Source organism: Achromobacter sp. UBA5777, from assembly GCF_002418565.1.
Classification (GTDB): domain Bacteria; phylum Pseudomonadota; class Gammaproteobacteria; order Burkholderiales; family Burkholderiaceae_B; genus Achromobacter; species Achromobacter animicus.
The window spans coordinates 1-17118 of sequence record NZ_DIEJ01000028.1 but is presented as its reverse complement, the minus strand read 5'-3'; the positions used below and the strand labels follow the sequence as shown (position 1 = coordinate 17118).

General features: G+C 66.5%; 20 protein-coding genes and 1 riboswitch. Of the genes, 13 read left to right on the top strand and 7 right to left on the bottom strand.

What is annotated here, in order from left to right; genetic code table 11:
• The 4 genes from B3446_RS01525 to serA form a co-directional block, all read left to right on the top strand.
• Positions 1-499 (top strand): ATP-binding protein (locus B3446_RS01525; protein WP_291376906.1); only part of this gene is annotated, 499 nt, incomplete at its 5' end.
• A 118-nt stretch (positions 500-617) separates the two neighbouring features.
• Positions 618-1058 carry a cupredoxin domain-containing protein gene (locus B3446_RS01520; RefSeq protein ID WP_291376940.1) on the top strand — a complete coding sequence of 147 codons (441 nt, stop codon included), beginning with the start codon at positions 618-620 and terminating at the stop codon, positions 1056-1058.
• 52 nt (positions 1059-1110) lie between these two features.
• The gene (locus tag B3446_RS01515; RefSeq protein ID WP_291376904.1) at positions 1111-1569 is read left to right on the top strand and encodes a DUF411 domain-containing protein; all 459 of its coding nucleotides are present in this window, start codon (positions 1111-1113) and stop codon (positions 1567-1569) included.
• Between the two features lie 131 nt (positions 1570-1700).
• Positions 1701-2900 (top strand): phosphoglycerate dehydrogenase, encoded by a 1200-nt coding sequence (serA, locus tag B3446_RS01510; protein ID WP_175125153.1) that lies wholly within the window; start codon positions 1701-1703, stop codon positions 2898-2900.
• Positions 2901-3009: 109 nt separating this feature from the next.
• Here serA and B3446_RS01505 read toward each other — a convergent pair whose 3' ends face one another.
• Positions 3010-3885, bottom strand: a complete 876-nt coding sequence (locus B3446_RS01505; protein ID WP_291376939.1) for a LysR family transcriptional regulator — start codon at positions 3883-3885, stop codon at positions 3010-3012.
• Between the two features lie 151 nt (positions 3886-4036).
• On the opposite strand from B3446_RS01505, the gene B3446_RS01500 reads away from it, so the two are divergent.
• The 4 genes from B3446_RS01500 to B3446_RS01485 are packed head-to-tail and all read left to right on the top strand — an operon-like array spanning position 4037 to position 6997.
• The gene (locus tag B3446_RS01500) at positions 4037-4468 is read left to right on the top strand and encodes a VOC family protein (protein WP_105237171.1); all 432 of its coding nucleotides are present in this window, start codon (positions 4037-4039) and stop codon (positions 4466-4468) included.
• A 24-nt stretch (positions 4469-4492) separates the two neighbouring features.
• Positions 4493-5227, top strand: a complete 735-nt coding sequence (pxpB, locus tag B3446_RS01495; RefSeq protein WP_409558269.1) for a 5-oxoprolinase subunit PxpB — start codon at positions 4493-4495, stop codon at positions 5225-5227.
• Positions 5224-6216, top strand: coding sequence for a biotin-dependent carboxyltransferase family protein (locus B3446_RS01490; protein WP_291376899.1), 993 nt, complete (start codon positions 5224-5226; stop codon positions 6214-6216). Before pxpB ends, B3446_RS01490 begins: the two co-directional genes overlap by 4 nt.
• 13 nt (positions 6217-6229) lie before the next feature.
• Positions 6230-6997: a LamB/YcsF family protein gene (locus tag B3446_RS01485; protein WP_191579247.1), complete on the top strand. Its 768-nt coding sequence runs from the start codon at positions 6230-6232 to the stop codon at positions 6995-6997.
• A gap of 14 nt (positions 6998-7011) precedes the next feature.
• On the opposite strand, the gene B3446_RS01480 is transcribed toward B3446_RS01485, so the two are convergent.
• A complete protein-coding gene (locus B3446_RS01480; RefSeq protein ID WP_291376896.1) occupies positions 7012-7683 on the bottom strand; it encodes a GntR family transcriptional regulator in 672 nt (223 codons plus the stop codon).
• 159 nt (positions 7684-7842) lie between these two features.
• Positions 7843-8481: a trimeric intracellular cation channel family protein gene (locus B3446_RS01475; RefSeq protein WP_056564767.1), complete on the bottom strand. Its 639-nt coding sequence runs from the start codon at positions 8479-8481 to the stop codon at positions 7843-7845.
• Between the two features lie 223 nt (positions 8482-8704).
• Between B3446_RS01475 and B3446_RS01470 the strand changes: the two genes are divergently transcribed.
• The gene (locus tag B3446_RS01470; RefSeq protein WP_191579245.1) at positions 8705-9568 is read left to right on the top strand and encodes a universal stress protein; all 864 of its coding nucleotides are present in this window, start codon (positions 8705-8707) and stop codon (positions 9566-9568) included.
• A gap of 58 nt (positions 9569-9626) precedes the next feature.
• Here the strand turns inward: B3446_RS01470 and B3446_RS01465 are convergent, their stop codons facing one another.
• The 4 genes from B3446_RS01465 to B3446_RS01450 form a co-directional block, all read right to left on the bottom strand.
• Positions 9627-10898, bottom strand: a complete 1272-nt coding sequence (locus B3446_RS01465) for a muropeptide transporter (RefSeq protein WP_409515358.1) — start codon at positions 10896-10898, stop codon at positions 9627-9629.
• 82 nt (positions 10899-10980) lie between these two features.
• Entirely contained in the window at positions 10981-11595 is a 615-nt protein-coding gene (metW, locus tag B3446_RS01460) for a methionine biosynthesis protein MetW (protein WP_175125146.1), read from the bottom strand.
• Entirely contained in the window at positions 11592-12851 is a 1260-nt protein-coding gene (gene metX, locus B3446_RS01455) for a homoserine O-succinyltransferase MetX (protein ID WP_191579244.1), read from the bottom strand. Before metX ends, metW begins: the two co-directional genes overlap by 4 nt.
• A riboswitch (SAM riboswitch) is annotated at positions 12841-12922 on the bottom strand. Its footprint overlaps the gene before it by 11 nt.
• A gap of 26 nt (positions 12923-12948) precedes the next feature.
• A complete protein-coding gene (locus tag B3446_RS01450) occupies positions 12949-13704 on the bottom strand; it encodes a GntR family transcriptional regulator (protein ID WP_291376889.1) in 756 nt (251 codons plus the stop codon).
• A gap of 182 nt (positions 13705-13886) precedes the next feature.
• On the opposite strand from B3446_RS01450, the gene B3446_RS01445 reads away from it, so the two are divergent.
• From B3446_RS01445 to B3446_RS01430, 4 genes are all read left to right on the top strand, one after another.
• On the top strand, positions 13887-14168 hold the full coding sequence (locus B3446_RS01445; protein WP_056327564.1) for a UxaA family hydrolase: 282 nt from the start codon (positions 13887-13889) through the stop codon (positions 14166-14168).
• 28 nt (positions 14169-14196) lie between these two features.
• Positions 14197-15372, top strand: a complete 1176-nt coding sequence (locus B3446_RS01440; protein WP_175125143.1) for a UxaA family hydrolase — start codon at positions 14197-14199, stop codon at positions 15370-15372.
• Positions 15373-15530: 158 nt separating this feature from the next.
• Positions 15531-16544, top strand: coding sequence for a Bug family tripartite tricarboxylate transporter substrate binding protein (locus tag B3446_RS01435; protein ID WP_286900847.1), 1014 nt, complete (start codon positions 15531-15533; stop codon positions 16542-16544).
• A gap of 37 nt (positions 16545-16581) precedes the next feature.
• Positions 16582-17118, top strand: a 537-nt coding sequence (locus B3446_RS01430; protein WP_291376880.1) for an NAD(P)-dependent oxidoreductase, incomplete at its 3' end; no start/stop codon positions are given.

The following is a 17118-nucleotide window of genomic DNA, read 5'->3' as shown; positions in this document are numbered from 1 at the left end:
CGACCGTGGCGAACGTGCGGCCGATCTGGCTCCGGTGTCACTGGCCGCGGAAGCGCGGCGCGTTGCCGAATACTACGAAGCCACGCTGGAAGAACACGGCGTGCAGTTGCGCTGCGAGGGCGACGCCACCGTGGCCGCCAACCGGGGGCTCGCGCGACGCGCGCTGGCCAACCTGATTTCCAATGCCATCAAGGCCACACCACCCGGCGGCGGGATCGTGGTGGCCTGCTCCCGCATCCCCGGCGGCGCGCGCGCCACGGTCCGCAACCCCGGGCCGCCCATCCCGCCAGCCGACCTGCCCCGCATCTTCGACCGCTTTTTCCGCGCCGGCCCGACGCGCGCCCCGCGCAGCGAAGGCCACGGCCTGGGTCTTGCCATCGTGCGCGCCATTGCGCTCATGCACGGCGGCGAGGCCGATGCGGTATCCGACACCACCGGCACTGTCGTCGGCATCACACTGATGGATCCGGTGGCGGGGCCGAACATTACAAAAACGTAATCTGCGCGACAGGATCGGGTCACCCCCGGTTTCTTAAAGTGCCATCACGCTCATTCCCTCTGCAAGGATTCTCGTGAAAGGCACTCTGCTACGCACTTCGTTCGCCGCCCTGGCGCTCATGCTGTCCGGCGCAGCGTCGGCCGCAGGCGACCACGCGCATGGCGGCCACGCGCAACCCTCAGCTGCGGCGCCCATCGGCACGCCGGGCGATCCGGCCCGCGTCACGCGCACGGTCGAGATCGACATGAACGACGCCATGCGCTTTTCGCCCGCCACCATCGACGTCAAGGCCGGCGAAACCATCCGCCTGAACGTACACAATTCCGGCAAGATCCGGCATGAGCTCGTACTGGGCACCGATGCCGACCTGCAGGCGCACTACGCCATGATGATGAAAGATCCCGGCATGCGGCACGAGGAACCCAATGCCGTGTCGCTGGACGCCGGCAAGAGCGGCCAGATCGTGTGGCGCTTTGACAAGGCGGGCACGGTGTCGTTTGGTTGCCTGGAGCCCGGCCACTACGCCGCAGGGATGAAGGGCTCGGTGTCGGTGCGGTGACGTGCCCCGCGCGAGCGTATCCTTTGAACAAACCTTTTTCGCCTGGAGCATCATGAACCTTGCCCGTCTAACACGCTGCCTGGTCCTCGCCGCCGTCCTCGGCGCCCCCGCCATCGCGGCCGCGCAGGCGCCCGTGAAAGTCGAAGTCTGGAAGACGCCCACCTGCGGCTGCTGCGAAGACTGGGTCAAGCACATGCGCGAGAACGGCTTTGAGGTCGTCACGCACGACGTCGACGACACCGGCCCCATCCGTCGCAACGCGGGCATGGCCAACTACGGTTCCTGCCACACCGCGATGGTGGAGGGCTACGCGGTCGAAGGCCACGTGCCCGCCAGCGACGTGCGCCGGCTGCTACTCGAAAAGCCCGACGCGGCGGGTATTTCGGCCCCCGGCATGCCGTTGGGTTCGCCGGGCATGGACGGGCCGGAATACGGCGGTCGCAAGACGCCGCACGACGTGGTGCTGGTCGACAAGCGCGGCGGCGCCAAGGTTTTCCAGGCTTACCGCTAGCGCGCATTCCCAGATTGCGGCGCGGGCGATCCTGAAACAATTCACCCACACCGCCTCAATGGCTACTCCTTGCACTGCAGCAAAAATGGTCCACAATAAATAATTGCGTTTCTCACCAACCCTTGGCAGTCATGGCACAAATCGTCCTGTTCGAGAACATCCACCCGAGCGCCCGCGCCGTCTTCGAGGCCGCCGGCTACACCGATATCGTCACGCATGCCGCGGCCCTGCCGCCGGCGCAATTGCACGACGCCCTGCGCGGCGTGCAAGTGGCGGGGATCCGTTCTCGCACACACCTGGACGCGGCCCTGCTGTCCGGCAACCCCGACCTGCGCGTCGTCGGGTGCTTCTGCATCGGCACGAACCAGGTCGACCTGGACACCGCCATGCAGCGCGGCATCCCGGTCTTCAATGCGCCGTTCTCCAACACGCGTTCGGTCGCCGAACTGGTGCTGGGCGAGGCCATCCTGCTGCTGCGCCGGATCCCCGAAAAGAACGCCCGGGTCCATCAGGGCCACTGGGACAAGAGCGCCGCGGGCGCGTTTGAGACGCGCGGCAAGACGCTGGGCATCGTTGGCTACGGCAACATCGGCTCGCAGATCAGCACGCTGGCCGAAAGCCTGGGCATGCGCGTCATCTATCACGACGTCGAGGCCAAGCTGCCGCTGGGCAACGCCCGCCCCGCCGGCACGCTGAATGACCTGCTGGAACAGGCCGACGTCGTGACGCTGCACGTCCCCGGCGGCAAGTCCACCGAAAACATCATGAACGCCGAGACCATCGGCCGCATGCGCCGCGGCGCCATCCTGATCAACGCCTCGCGCGGTGCGGTGGTGGACATCGACGCGCTGCACGCGGCGCTGAAATCCGGCCACCTGGCCGGCGCCGCGCTGGACGTGTTCCCCACCGAGCCCAAGAGCGCCGACGAACCGCTGGCCAGCCCGCTGATCGGCATGCCCAACGTCATCCTGACCCCGCACATCGGCGGCAGCACGCAGGAATCCCAAGAGAACATCGGCCGCGAAGTCGCCGAAAAGCTCGTGCGCTTCCTGCAGGCCGGCACCACCAAGGGCGCGGTCAACTTCCCCGAGCTGCCGTTCCTGGAACAGGCCGGCGGCACGCGCATCCTGCACGTGCACCGCAACGCGCCCGGGGCGCTGGGCGCGCTGGACAACCTGATGGCGCAACACGGCCTGAACATCGTCAGCCAGACCCTGCAGACGCGCGGCCAGATCGGCTACGTGATCACCGACGTGGAGGGCCAGGTGGACGACATCGTGATGACCGCCCTGCGCGATCACCCGATCACGGTCCGCTGCGACCGCCTGTAAGAGCAAAAGCCCCTTCGGGGGCTTTTTTCTTGGCTGACCAGATTGCTTGAGACGGTGTCCGACACCGAGCCAAGCCAGACGCCGTCGCACAAGCGCCCAATCCAAGCAGTCAGCCCACCCCCGAATCACCCGCCGCCCGATGCAGGCATTGCGCGATCTTTTCGCGGACGCTGCCAGGGTCGAACGGCAGGCGGCCGATGATGCCTATTTCGCGGTGAAACGCGTGTTCGTCCAGCGGCAGCAGCCGCAGGCCGGTCATGTCCAGACGCCGCAACCGGGGCAGCAGCGCCACGCCCAGCCCGTGCCGGACCATCCCCGCGATGGCCTCGATCTCGTCGAGCTCCACGGCCTCGTGCACGGTGATCCGGTGCTTCTTCAGAAATACATCCACCACCCGCCCGCCGAACGAAGCGCGGTCGTAGCGGATGAAGGGCTGGGTCGCCAGCAGCTCCCGCCAAGGCGCGACCGGCATGGATTCCGGTATGGCCAGCATCACCGGCTCGCTCATCAGCGGCTGCCAACCCAGCTCGGGCGGCAAGGCGAACGGCGGGCGGATCAGCACGGCGAGGTCCACTTCGCCCGCGTCCACCTGACCCAGCAACGACAGCGACACACCGGGCACGATGCGCACGCGCACGTCGGGATAAACCGCGCGGAACTCGCCCACCGCGTGAACCAGCAGATCCTGCTGCACGGACGCGATCGCGCCGATGCGCAGCAGCCCGCTGACATGGGCGCCGCCGGCAGACGCCGCCATGCGTTCGGCCATGGCAACCAGCTCTTCGGCCTGGGGCAGCATCTCGCGGCCCTGCGCGTTCAGCAGTGCCGCGCGCGGACTGCGGTCAAAGAGGGCGACGCCCAGATACTCTTCCAGGCGCCGGATCTGGGCGCTGACTGCGGACTGCGTGAGTCCCAGTTGCGCCCCCGCCTCGGTGAAGGTGCCGTCCCGCGCCACGGCGATGAAGGTCTTGAATTCTTTGAGCACAATCAATTTTTTCGATGCTAAGACTCGAAAAATATCGTTTTGCTATAAAAAAAACAATACTTAAACTACGTGCTGGTGCTAAAGCCGACGCGACTGCGGCGGCCGCCCAGCCCGAACGATCATCTTTCCTTTGCCTGACCCGGAGTCTTGCATGTCCGCTCAAACCAACCTGCCGCCGTTCCACCTGGCCTTCCCCGTGCGGGATCTGGCCGAAGCCCGCGCCTTCTACGGCGAAAAGCTGGGCTGTCCGGAGGGGCGCAGCTCCTCCGAATGGATCGACTTCAACTTCTACGGCCACCAGATCGTGGCTCACCTGGCTCCCAGCGAGTGTGGACACAAAGCCACCAGCGCGGTCGATTCGCACAATGTGCCCGTGCGCCATTTCGGCGCCGTGCTTTCCATGGAACAATGGGAAGCCATGGCCAAGCGCCTGACCGACGCCAAGACCGAGTTCGTCATCGAACCCTACATCCGATTCAAGGGCGAGGTCGGCGAACAGGCCACCATGTTCTTCCTGGATCCGTCGGGCAACGCGCTGGAATTCAAGGCGTTCAAGAACATGGATTCGTTGTTCGCCAAGTAACCCGTCACTACAGGTTTCGTGCCGTTGAACGTAAATTCAGACCCGCTTTCTCCGGCCGAAACCCGCTGGCGCATCCTGCCTCAGGGTGACCGCTGCCTGATCATTTCATTCGGCGAACACATCGACGCCGCCATCGGCCGCACGTGCCTGGCGGCGGCCCGCATGCTGCGCGACGCGCGGCTGCCGGGCGTCACCGATGTGGTGCCCTCCTTCGTCGCCGTGGCCGTGCATTACCGGCCTGGCGGACAGGGCAAAGGCCCCACCTACGCCTCACTCTCCGAACACATCCAGGCTTTGCTGGCCGGCGGCATTCCGACCGGCGATGCGGGCGGACGCGAGGTCGACATCCCCGTCTGCTATGGCGGCGAACACGGTCCTGACCTGACCGAGGTCGCCCGCGCGGCGCGCATTTCGCCAGACGCCGTCATCCAGTTGCACAGCGAACCGCGCAGCATGGTGTTCATGCTGGGATTTGCCCCCGGGCATGCCTATCTGGGCGTGCACGACGAAAAACTGAACATTCCCCGCCGACCCTCGCCTCGTACCGCCGTACCGCCGGGCGCGGTGGCCATCGCCAATCGCCAGACCGTCATCTACCCGAACCGGCTGCCTGGCGGCTGGAACATCATCGGGGCCACGCCGCTCGTCATGTTCGACCCGGCCCGCGAACCCGCCGCCCTGTTGCAGCCGGGCGATTCGGTGCGCTTCGTGCCGATTACGCCCGACGAATTCGATCGCATCCGGGGGAACCGGCCATGAGCGTGACGGTGATCAAGCCGGGCATGCTGTCCAGTTTCCAGAACCGCGGGCGCGACGGCTACCAGCATCAGGGCATTCCGGCGGCGGGCGCCATGGACGAGCGCGCCCACCGGCTTGCCAATGCCTTGGCGGGTAACGAAGACGACCCGGCCACACTGGAAATCACGCTGACCGGCCCCACGCTGCGTTTCGACGTGCCGGCCTGTTTCGCGCTGGCGGGCGCCGACCTGGGCGCCACGCTGAATGGCCAGGACATCCCCCTGCTGCGTCCGCTGATCGCGCGCGCGGGCGACGTGCTGGCCTTCGGCGCGAGGCCCGCCGCCGGCGTGCGCGCCTATCTGGCCGTGCACGGCGGGTTCGCGCTGACGCCCGTCATGGGCAGCGAAGCCACGTACCTGCGCAGCGGATTCGGGGGCTTTGAAGGACGCGCGCTTGCCAAGGGCGACGTCGTCCCCCTGCGCCGGCCGCTGGCGCCGGACCGCGATGCCGCCGCCTTGCAGAAGGCGCTGTGGGACGTGCGCGTCTATCTGCCCGCGACGCTGGGCAACAAGCAGCGCGAATTCATCCGCTTTCTGCCCGGCGTGCACTGGCCCGAGTTCTCTCAGAGCAGCCGCCGCGCGTTTGCGGAGTCGGATTTCCGCATCAGTCCGCAGTCGGACCGCATGGGTTACCGCCTGCTCGGCCGCCCGCTCGCCATGAACCAGCCGCGGCAGATGCTGTCCGAAGCAGCCTGTTTCGGCACCGTGCAGGTGCCTTCGGGCGGCGAGGCCATCATCCTCATGGCCGACCGGCAGACCACCGGCGGCTATCCCAAGATTGCGCAGATCGCCACCGTGGATCTGCCCGCCCTGGCGCAGTACGCGCCCGGCCAGACGCTGCGTTTTCAGCGGATCGAGCTGGAAGAAGCGCAGCGCCTGGACGGCGAGCGCGAGCGCGCGTTTGCCCAACTGCACGCCGCGCTTGAACCGCTGCGCGAGCTGCTGGCCTAGAAAGGAACCCGTTATGACCACCCGCATCGACCTTAATTGCGACATGGGCGAAAGCTATGGCGCCTGGACCATGGGCAACGACGCGGCAGTGCTGCAGTTCGTCAGCTCCGCCAACATTGCCTGTGGCTTTCACGGCGGCGACCCGGCCACCATGCGCAAGACCGTGGCCGCGGCATTGGCGCGAGGGGTGGCGCTGGGCGCCCACCCCAGCCTGCAGGACCTGGCCGGATTTGGCCGCCGCGTCATCCAGATCAGTCCGGACGAGGCCTATGACATCGTCGTGTACCAGATCGGCGCCCTGGCCGGCGTGGCGGCCTCGCAAGGTGCGCGGCTGCATCACGTGAAGGCGCACGGCGCCCTCTACAACATGGCCGCCAAGGACGAGCCGCTGGCGAAAGCCATCTGCCAGGCGGTCAAGGACGTGGACGCCTCGCTGATCCTGTACGGGCTGGCGGGCAGCAAACTGATCGATGCGGCGCGCGCCGTCGGGCTGACAGCCGCCAATGAAGTCTTCGCGGACCGCTCCTACCAGGACGACGGTTCTCTTACCCCGCGCACGCGCGCAGGCGCCATGATCGAAGACGTGGAAGTGGCCGTCGCACAGGTCGTGCGGATGGTGCGTGAAGGCCTGGTGCGGTCGGTGGACGGCAAGGACGTGCCGGTGCAGGCCGACACACTTTGCATCCACGGCGACCAGCCCAACGCGCTGGTCTTCGCCAATGGCATCCGCAGCGCGCTGGAGCAGGCGGGCATCGAGGTGCGCACGCCGCCCCGCGGCTAAGGCGGGCGCAATAGCTAGGCGTCGTCGAGCGATGCCTCACGGTAGACCCGCACGATGTCGGGCAGCACCTGCACCACGTACTTGCGCGTCAACGCCGCGGCGTGGTCGAAATCCCGGGCGCGCAGGGCCTGGATGATGCCTTCCGTGTAGATCGGAATCTTGTTGGCCTCCAGTGACCTGCTGGCCAGCAAGTGGCGCAACGGCTCGATCTGTTCGTACACCTTGCCGAGCATGCTGGTCAGCGGCGCATTGCCGGTAAACCGCGCGGCGGCCAGGTAAAAATCGCGCGAGGCCGCGATGAAGCCGCGCCCATCGAGCCGGCCCATCGCCGCGACGATCGCCTCATGGTGCGTGGTCAGTTCGGCCACCAGTGCGCTCAGATCGGGCATTTCGGCGACCTGCCGGATGCAATACGCTTCCAGCTCCGCGCGCAGCATGTACAGATGGCGGATCTGGGTTTCGGTGTAAACGGTGACCCGGAACCCCTTGCGCTGGATGTGCGTCACCAGCCCGCTCAGTTCCAACAGACGCAGCGCTTCCCGGATGGGGCTGCGGCTGGTGCCGAAGCGCTGTTCCAATTCCTGTTCCCGTAACGGCTGCCCGGGCCGGATAGTGCCGTTCACTATCAACTCACGAATCTGTTCCTGTAGGAAATACGGAATCGTGGCGGGCGCTTTGACGTCCAATCGGCTCCCCTTCTACTGCGTATGCAAGCTATGAGACCCAGACAAGATACTAGAAATCTATTGAAACAGAAATAGAAATAATGTTTCACACAATAGACACGGCATCACATGGCCTGCCCCGGGCAGGTCGGAGGGGACGAATTCGATCGCTCGGCGCGGTCAGTCCCAGTCGTCGCGGTAGACGAATTTGGGCATTTGCCAGTTGAAGCGCAGGGCCATGAGGCGCATGGTCAGCCCCGCGGCCAGCGCGATGGGCACGGACGCGTTGGCCGACAGGCCGAGCGACATCGAGCCCAGATACAGTGCGCCGGTCACCAGGGACACGCTGGCGTAGAGTTCCTTGCGGAACAGGAGCGGCACCTCGTTGCACAACACGTCGCGCAGCACCCCGCCGGCGCACCCGGTGATCATGCCGCTGATCAGCACCACGGTGATCGGCAACTGCATCATCTGCGCCACCTGGCAGCCGATGACCGTGAACGCCACCAGACCCAGCGCGTCAGCGAGCAGAAACACGCTGCGCAAGCGGCGCATGACGGGCGCGATCAGCGCAGTCAGGATGGCTGCCCCGCCCGTCATCCACAGGTATTCGGGATGCACGACCCACGTCAGCGGATAGTGCCCCAACAGCACGTCGCGCAGCGATCCGCCGCCCAGCGCCGTCACGCACGCGATGATGCAGACGCCCATCCAGTCCATGTCGCGCCGCCCCGCCGAGAGTGCCGCGGTCATGGCTTCGGCAACGATGGCGACCAGGTACAGCGTGTGCAGCAGGGCGGGCGACAGATCGGTAAACATAGGTGGGGGGGTAGCTTGGGCAGGCCCCATTGTATTGAGCCTTGCCGGCGGCCGCGCCATTGCCTGCGCGCGCATCATCCCGTACCCTCAAACCTGCGTTGACAACGATCAACTCCGGTCTCGTTTCGCGGCGAGACAATGGAGACGTGCCCGACCGGGCGCTACTGGGCCAGGCAGCGCGGACGCGGGAGCCGCCCCTCTGGCCGTAACCGGGAGATTAGGTATGACCCAGCAAATTGGCCCCATCCTTCTGGCCACCGACTTGAGTGCGCGCGGCGACAGAGCCCTCGACCGCGCTCTGCAGTTGACCAAGGAACTGAACACCAAGCTGATCATGCTGCATGTCATGGAATCCCATGCCACGCCGCTCACCACCCCCGTCTGGCGCCGCCTGTCGCCGGACCACAAGGCCCTCGTCGAACGCGAACTCGCCGAAGACGTCGCCGCCGCCAACGTGTCGGCGGAAGTCGTGGTCACCAAGGGCGACCCCGTCGCCAGCATCATGGAAACCGCCGACGCGTATGGTTGCTCGCTGATCGTGGCCGGCATCGCCCGCCAGGAAACGCTGGGCCGCCTGCTGCTCGGCACCACGGTCGAAAAGCTGGCCCGCCAGGCGCGTCAGCCCGTGCTGGTGGTCAAGAACCGCCCCCGCCGGCCCTACCGCGACGTACTGGTCGCCACCGACTTCTCGGATGGCTCGCGCCAGGCGCTGCGCGCCGCGCTACAACTGGTGCCCAATGCGGACATCACCTTGTTCAACGCGTATGAAGTGCCGTTCCAGAGCGTGAGCAAGCCGGACGACGGCGTCGTCGACAACCTGTATCGAACCGCCGAACAGTGCGCCGAGCGTTTCATCGCCGAAACGCCCGAACTGCCCAAGGGCCGCCCGACCAAGGTCGTGCTCGAAGCCGGCCAGCCCGAAACCGTGCTGTCCGACTACTCGTTCAACCACCGCTCCGACCTGGTCGTCACCGGCACCCACGGCCGTACCGGCATCCTGCGCACCGCCATCGGCAGCGTGGCCGAGCGGCTGCTGGAATCCCTGCCCAGCGACGTGCTGATCGTCCGGCTGAGCGGCGAAGAGTAGGTTTTCGGCCAGCAAAAAGGCGGCGCTTGTGCGCCGCCTTTTTTTTGCGATCGGCCGGCTACGCCTCGCGCTGCTTTTCCATGGTCTCGATCGTGCCGCGCAGCTTGCGCAGCAGCACGAGTCCCGGCAGGGCAATGGCCACCGTCAGCAGGAAGAACCCGGGCCATCCCAGGTAATCGACCAGCGGCGGCGTCAACGGACCGGCCAGATAGGTGCGGCCCACGGCCGACAGCGCCGACAGCAGCGCAAATTGCGTGGCGGAAAACCGCTGGTGGCACAGCGCCATCAGCAGGCCCACAAAAGACGCCGTGCCCAGGCCGCCGCACAAGTTCTCGATGCCCACGCCGGTTGCCATCAGCCACAGGTTTTTTGGGCTGATCGCAATCAGCCAGTACGCCAGGTTCGACACTGCCTGCAGCAGCCCGAACGCCATCAGCGACCGGTACAGCCCCCAGCGCGCCATCAGCGAGCCGCCCGCCAGCGCGCCGATGATGGTGGCCGCCAGCCCCAGCACCTTGTTCACGGTGCCGACCTCTGTCGGCGTGAAACCCGCGCCGCGGATCAGAAACGTGGTGGACAGGGCCCCGGCGAACGCGTCGCCCAGTTTGTACAGCACGATCAGCAGCAGCACTTCCATCGCGCCGCGGCGCATGAAGAATTCGCGGAGCGGCTCATTCACCGCCTCGCGCAGGGTGCGCGGTGGGCGCGCGACGTGCTCGGGCTCGGGCGCCCACAGCGTGGCCAGCGCGCAAAGCATCATCAGCCCGCCCATCACCATGTAGGTGTTGCCCCACCCTATCCACTGGTCCGCCATGATCAGCGCAAGACCGCCGGACGCGATCATGGCAAGCCGGTAACCCATGACCCTGATGGCCGCGCCCGCGCCGCGCTCGTCCTTGCGCAACACGTCCGTGCAATAGGCGTCGAAGGCGATGTCCTGCGTGGCGGACAGAAACGCGACCAGCACGGCCAGCACGGCCAGCGCCATCAGCGTGGACGACGGCGAAAGCGTGCCCATCGCCATGATGGCCACCGCCAGCAGCAGTTGCGTCACGAGCATCCAGCCACGGCGCCGGCCCAGCACGGGCGGCGCAAACCGGTCGACGAACGGCGCCCAGAGGAATTTGATGGTGTAGGCCGTGCCTACCAGGGTGAGGAAACCGATTTCCTGCAGCGGCACGCCTTCGACGGTGGCCCAGGCCTGCAAGGTGCCGCTGGTCAGGGCCAGCGGCAGCCCGCTGGCAAAGCCCAGCACCAGCAAGGGGGCAACGCGCGGGCTGGTGTAGACGTTGGATACAGCGGTGATGACGGTCTCCTGAAACTTGGCCAGCGGCGTAACGGGCGCCGGCCGCAGGCTTGCGGCATTTTAGGGCCTGTTGCCCCGCGCCGTCAGGAGGATGCGTGTCGGAATGTCAGGGCGAAGCAAAGCGGTACACCGCCAGCGTGCTGCGCCAGCTTGGGAATGCCTTCACTTCCTTGCCTTCGTTGAACGTGGCGCGCTCCAGGATGCGCAGGCCCACTTCCCCGGCGAGCTGTTCGAAGTCGCGCAGCGTGCACAGATGGATGTTGGGCGTGTTGTACCACTGGTACGGCATCTGTCCGGTCACCGGCATGCGGCCGCGCAGGATGGCCCAGCCGTGCGGCCAGTAGCCGAAGTTGGGAAACGACACCACGCCGTAGCGCGCCACGCGGGCCATTTCGCGCAGGATGTGCTCAGTGCGGTGCATGGACTGCAGCGTCTGCGACAGCACGACGGTGTCGAACTGCTTGTCGTCAAACAGCGCCAGGCCGTCTTCCAGGTTCTGCTGGATGACCTCGACGCCGCGGCGCACGCAGGCGATCACGCAGGTGTCGTCGAGTTCGACGCCGGCTCCCTTGACCTGGCGATGATCGCGCAGGTGCGCCAGCAGCGCGCCGTCGCCGCAACCCAGGTCCAGGACGCGGCTGCCCGGCTCGATCCAGCCGGCGATGCGCGCCAGGTCGGGCCGCAGCGCGCTGTGAGCATAGCGGGGAGTCACGGAAGTCATTCGGAGCATCCTTCAATCGGGGCGGCGGCTTGCAGGCCCAGCTCGCGCGCGATGCGTTCGTAGTAGCCGCGCACCACCGCGTGGTAGCGCGCGTCCTCCAGCAGGAAGGCGTCGTGGCCGTGCGGCGCGTCGATCTCGGCGTACGTGACGGGACTCGCGTTTTTCAGCAGCGCCCGCACGATCTCGCGCGACCGCTCCGGCGGAAAGCGCCAGTCGGTCGAAAACGACACCAGCAGGAAGTTCGACTTGGCGGGCGCCAGCGCGCGCGCCAGATCGCCGCCCGTGGTGCGCGCCGGATCGAAGTAGTCCAGCGCGCGCGTGATCAGCAGATAGGTGTTGGCATCGAAATAGCGCGTGAACTTCTCGCCCTGGTAACGCAGGTACGACTCGACCTCGAACTCGACGTCGTAGCCGTAACGGTACGCACCGTTCTCGGCGGGTGCGCGCTGGGCTCGGCCGAATTTTTCGGCCATGTCGTCATCGGACAGGTACGTAATGTGGCCGATCATGCGCGCGACCGACAGGCCGCGGCGCGGCACGGTGTCCTGCGCGTAGTAGTCGCCGCCGTGGAAATCCGGGTCGGTGATGATGGCGCGGCGGGCCACTTCGTTAAAGCCGATGTTTTGCGCGGACAGTCGCGGCGTGCTGGCGATGACGATGCAATTGGCCACACGCTCGGGCAAGGTGATCGACCAGCTGAGCGCCTGCATGCCGCCCAGCGATCCGCCCATCACAGCCGCAAAGCGCTCGATGCCGAAATGGTCCGCCACCCGCGCCTGCGCCCGCACCCAGTCTTCCACCGTCAGTACCGGGAACGCGGCGCCCCAGGGCTTGCCGGTCTCGGGGTTGATGCTGGCCGGCCCGGTCGAGCCGAAGCACGAGCCCAGGTTGTTCACGCCGATCACGAAGAAGAGATTGGTGTCCACCGGCTTGCCGGGGCCCACCATGTTGTCCCACCAGCCCAGGTCGGTGGGGTTGTCCGCGGCTTGCCCAGCCACGTGGTGCGAGGCATTGAGCGCGTGGCAGATCAGCACGGCATTCGTGCGCTGCGCATTGAGCGTGCCGTAGGTTTCGACAGCCAGCTCGTAGGACGCGAGCGATTGGCCGCTCAGCAGGGGAAGCGGTTCGTCGAAACGAATGAACGTGGGAGAGACAAGGCCGACCGAACCGGGATCGACGGTATCGGAAGTCGTGACGGTTGCGGGGACGAACCCGCTGGCCGAATCACCGGCCAAATGTTGGGCAGGAGTGGTCATACGGACCTCTTTAGCTGGATTTATTGGAAGGCGCCCGCAAGCGGATCAGGCAAATCGGCGCCGAAAATTGGGTAGTGCGGCAGGAATTCTAGCACTGCTACGTGCCGGCTTCCCAGGGCTCCTGTCCCAGATACTCGTAGCGTTCGGTGTTCACGCGGGACACGCGCCATTCCACCGGCTGGCGGTTGTAGGAGAACGCGATGCGGCGGATCTCCAGCAGCGCACTACCCTCGGCCACGCCCAGGCAGCGGGCCTGCGTGCGTTCGGCCAGGCAGGTCCGCAGGCGCTCGTCGGTGGCGATGACGTTGACGCCGAACAGGTCCTGGTACAGCGCGTAAAGCGTGCTGGTGCGCTCGCGCAGATGCGCTTCAGTCAGCCCCGGAAAGCGCGATTCGGGCAGGCAGACCTCGTCGGCCATGACCACGTCGCCGTTGAGCGACAGCACATTCAGGAACTCGAACACATGGGCGCCCGTGGGCAGTTCCAGCTTTTCGCGCGCGACCGCCGAGGCCTTCACGCGCCGGAAGCGCAACAGCTCGGTGGTCGGGTAGGACTTGCTGCCGTCCTGCCCGACGATGCGGAAAAACTTGAAGAAGTGATGGTTGCGCGTGTGCACCGCGACGTAGGTGCCGCGCCCTTGGTGGCGCACCAGGATGTTCTCGGCAGCCAGTTCGTCGATGGCCTTGCGCAAGGTGCCGATCGATACGCCGAACCGTTCGGCCAGATGTTTTTCCGGAGGAATCGCGTCGCCCTGCTTCCACTCGCCTTGCGCCAGCGCGGCAAGCACGGCCTGCTTGACCTGTTCGTACAAGGGACTGCCCAGGGGCACAGTCGGTGACAGGCTGGTGTTCATGGGTGCATCGCAAAAATCATGGACCTCCAGTGTAGCGGCGCGTCCGTCGTTCGCTCAAGTCATGTAAGTCATCTATATGATTTAGTTGACTTCGGGAAAAGCCGGGCCTAAGATTTCCTGGCCGTTGTGATCCGCGCCGCGTGCAGCACCCGGGCGGCGCCCCTGACTCAGAGAGGAAGACAATGATTCACGCCGTATTGCACGATGCGAAGGACACGGTGGCGGTCGCCGTGGTGGAAGGCCTGACCGCCGGAACGGAACTGAACGCCTGGATCATGGATGAGGACAAGATCATCCATGTGCGCGCGTCGCAGGACATTCCCATCGGCCACAAGGTGGCGATGAAAGACATGGCCGTGGGCGACACCGTCTTCAAGTACGGCGTCGACATCGGCCGCGTGGTGGCGCCCATCAAGGCCGGCCAGCACGCCCACGTGCACAACATCAAGACCAAGCGCTGGTAAGCGCCCGTCCATCGCACAGGAACCCACCATGTCCATCATCACTGCCCAGACCACCTTCCAAGGCTATCGCCGCGACAATGGCCGCGTCGGCGTGCGCAACCACGTCATCGTCCTGCCCGTGGACGACATCTCCAACGCCGCGGCCGAGGCCGTCGCCAACAATATCAAGGGCACCCTGGCCCTGCCTCATCCTTATGGCCGCCTGCAGTTCGGCGAGGATCTTGAACTGCACTTTCGCACGCTCATCGGCACCGGCTGTAACCCCAACGTCGCCGCCGTGGTCGTGATCGGCATCGAGGAAGGCTGGACCAAGCGCGTCGTCGACGGCATCGCCGCCACCGGCAAGCCAGTCATGGGCTTTTCCATCGAACTGCACGGCGACCACGACACCATCATGCGCGCCTCCCGCTGCGCCAAGGAATACGTGCATTACGCCACCGCGCTCACGCGCAGCGAATGCCCCATCGCCGACCTGTGGGTCTCCACCAAGTGCGGCGAATCCGACACCACGTCCGGCTGCGGCGCCAATCCCACGGTAGGCAATGCGTTCGACAAGCTGTATGCGCTGGGCTCCACCCTGGTGTTCGGCGAAACGTCGGAGCTGACCGGCGGCGAACACATCGTCGCCGAACGCTGCGCCAACGACGCCGTGCGCGAGCGCTTCATGTTCATGTTCGACCGCTACCAGGCCATGATCGACCGCTGGAAGACCAGCGACCTGTCCGAATCCCAGCCCACCAAGGGCAACATCGCCGGCGGCCTGACCACCATCGAGGAAAAGGCGATGGGCAACATCCAGAAGATCGGCAAGCAATGCCGGGTGGATGGCGTCATCGACAAGGCCGAGATCCCCGACGGCCCCGGGCTGTGGTTCATGGACTCGTCATCGGCCGCGGCGGAAATGGTCACGCTGTGCGCCGCCTCGGGCTACGCCGTGCACTTCTTCCCCACCGGCCAGGGCAACGTCATCGGCAACCCGATCCTGCCGGTCATCAAGATCTGCGCCAATCCGCGCACCGTGCGCACGATGTCCGAGCACATCGACGTGGACACCAGCGCTCTCTTGCAGCGCGAAATCGACCTGAACCAGGCCGGCGACAAGCTGCTGGAATGCATGCTGGCCACCGCCAACGGCCGGTGGACCGCGGCCGAGGCCCTGGGCCACCGCGAGTTCGTCCTTACGCGGATCTTCGAAAGCGCCTGACGGGGCTTTCCGGCGCCGGCGCGACCAGGAGAGCGCGCCGGCCGCCTTGGCGGCATCCTCGCAACATCAACGACAAGAACCTGCAGACCCGGGCGCAGTCCGCGGCAGCAAAGGCGTACGCATTCCTACCCGGGCGTTATCCCCAAGGAGGAAGACAGATGAGTAGCGAACCGCATTACCCCCTGCACGATGCACAGCGCCGTCGCCTGCTGGGCGCCCTGGGCGCCGCCGGCCTCTGTGCGCTGGCCCCGTGGGAACGCGCGCTGGCGCAGAAAGGCGCATGGCCCGAGCGTCCCATCAACTACGTGGTGCCGTTTCCGCCGGGCGGTCTGACCGACGTGGCCGCGCGCCAGGTGGGCAAGGCGCTGGCGGACGCCGAACGGTGGAACGTGGTGGTCGAAAACAAACCCGGGGGCAGCGCCAACATCGGCGCCGCGCACGTGTCGAACGCCGCGCCAGACGGCTACACCTGGCTGGCCATCACGCTGTCGCACGCCGCCAATGCCACGCTGTTCGCGGGCAAAGCCGGATATGACCTGACCCGCGACCTGACCCCGCTCGCCGGGCTGGCGTCGTCGCCGATCATGGTGGTGGTCAACGCCAAGAGCAACATCAAGACCATGGACGACCTGGCGCGCGCGGCCAAGGCCAAGCCGCTGTCGGCCGGTTCCAGCGGCAACGGCACGCCGCCGCACCTGACGCTGGCGCTGTATCAGAAGCTGACGGGTGTGCCGCTGATGCACGTGCCGTACAAGGGCGGCGCGCCGTCGCTCACGGACCTGATCGGCGGGCATCTGGACGTGGTGTTCTCCAACTATCCCGAATCGCTGGCGCACGTGAAAAACGGCTCGCTGCGCGCGCTGGCCATCACCACGCGCGAACGCAGCAAGGACTTGCCCGACCTGCCCACCACGGCCGAAGCCGGCCTGCCGGACCTGATCGTCGAGAACTTCACGGGCGTGCTCGCGCCCGCCGGCACCCCGCCGCAGCTCGTCCAGCGCATCGGCGACGCCATCGTCAAGCAGGTGTCGCAGCCGGCCATGCAGCAGTCGTTGCTGCAACTGGGCTTCGTGCCGCAGCCGCGCGGCCCGAAAGAGTTCGGCGCGTACCTGAAGTCCGAAGTCGACCGTTGGGCCAAGATCATCCGCGACGCCAACATCCAGGTCGCCTGATGCGGCCAACCTGCCACCACAAAAAGGAGCCCGGCAGATGCGAGTTTTGATATCGGAGTTCATGGACGCGCCTGCCGTCCAGGCCCTGCAGCAGCGGTTCGACGTGCAGTACGCGCCCGAACTGGTTGAGCAGCGCGGCGCGCTGCTCGCCGCCGTCGCGCAGGCCGACGCCCTCATCGTGCGCAATCGCACCCAGGTGAACGCGGAGCTGCTGGCCGCGGCGTCGCGCCTGATTGCGGTGGGCCGGCTGGGCGTCGGGCTGGACAACATCGACCTGGCGGGATGCGAGACGCGCGGCATCAAGGTCATTCCCGCCACGGGCGCCAACGCCCGCGCCGTGGCCGAATACGTCGTCGGCACGATGCTGTCGCTGTTGCGCGGCGCCTATGGGTCCACCGCGGACGTGGCGGCCGGCGTGTGGCCGCGCAATGCGCTGTCGCAGGGGCTGGAGGCGCATGGCCGCACGCTGGGCGTGGTGGGATTCGGCGGCATCGGCCGCCTGGCCGCCCAGCTTGCGCGCGGGCTGGGCATGCGCATCGTGGGCAGCGATGCCGCCCTGCCGCCTGACCATCCC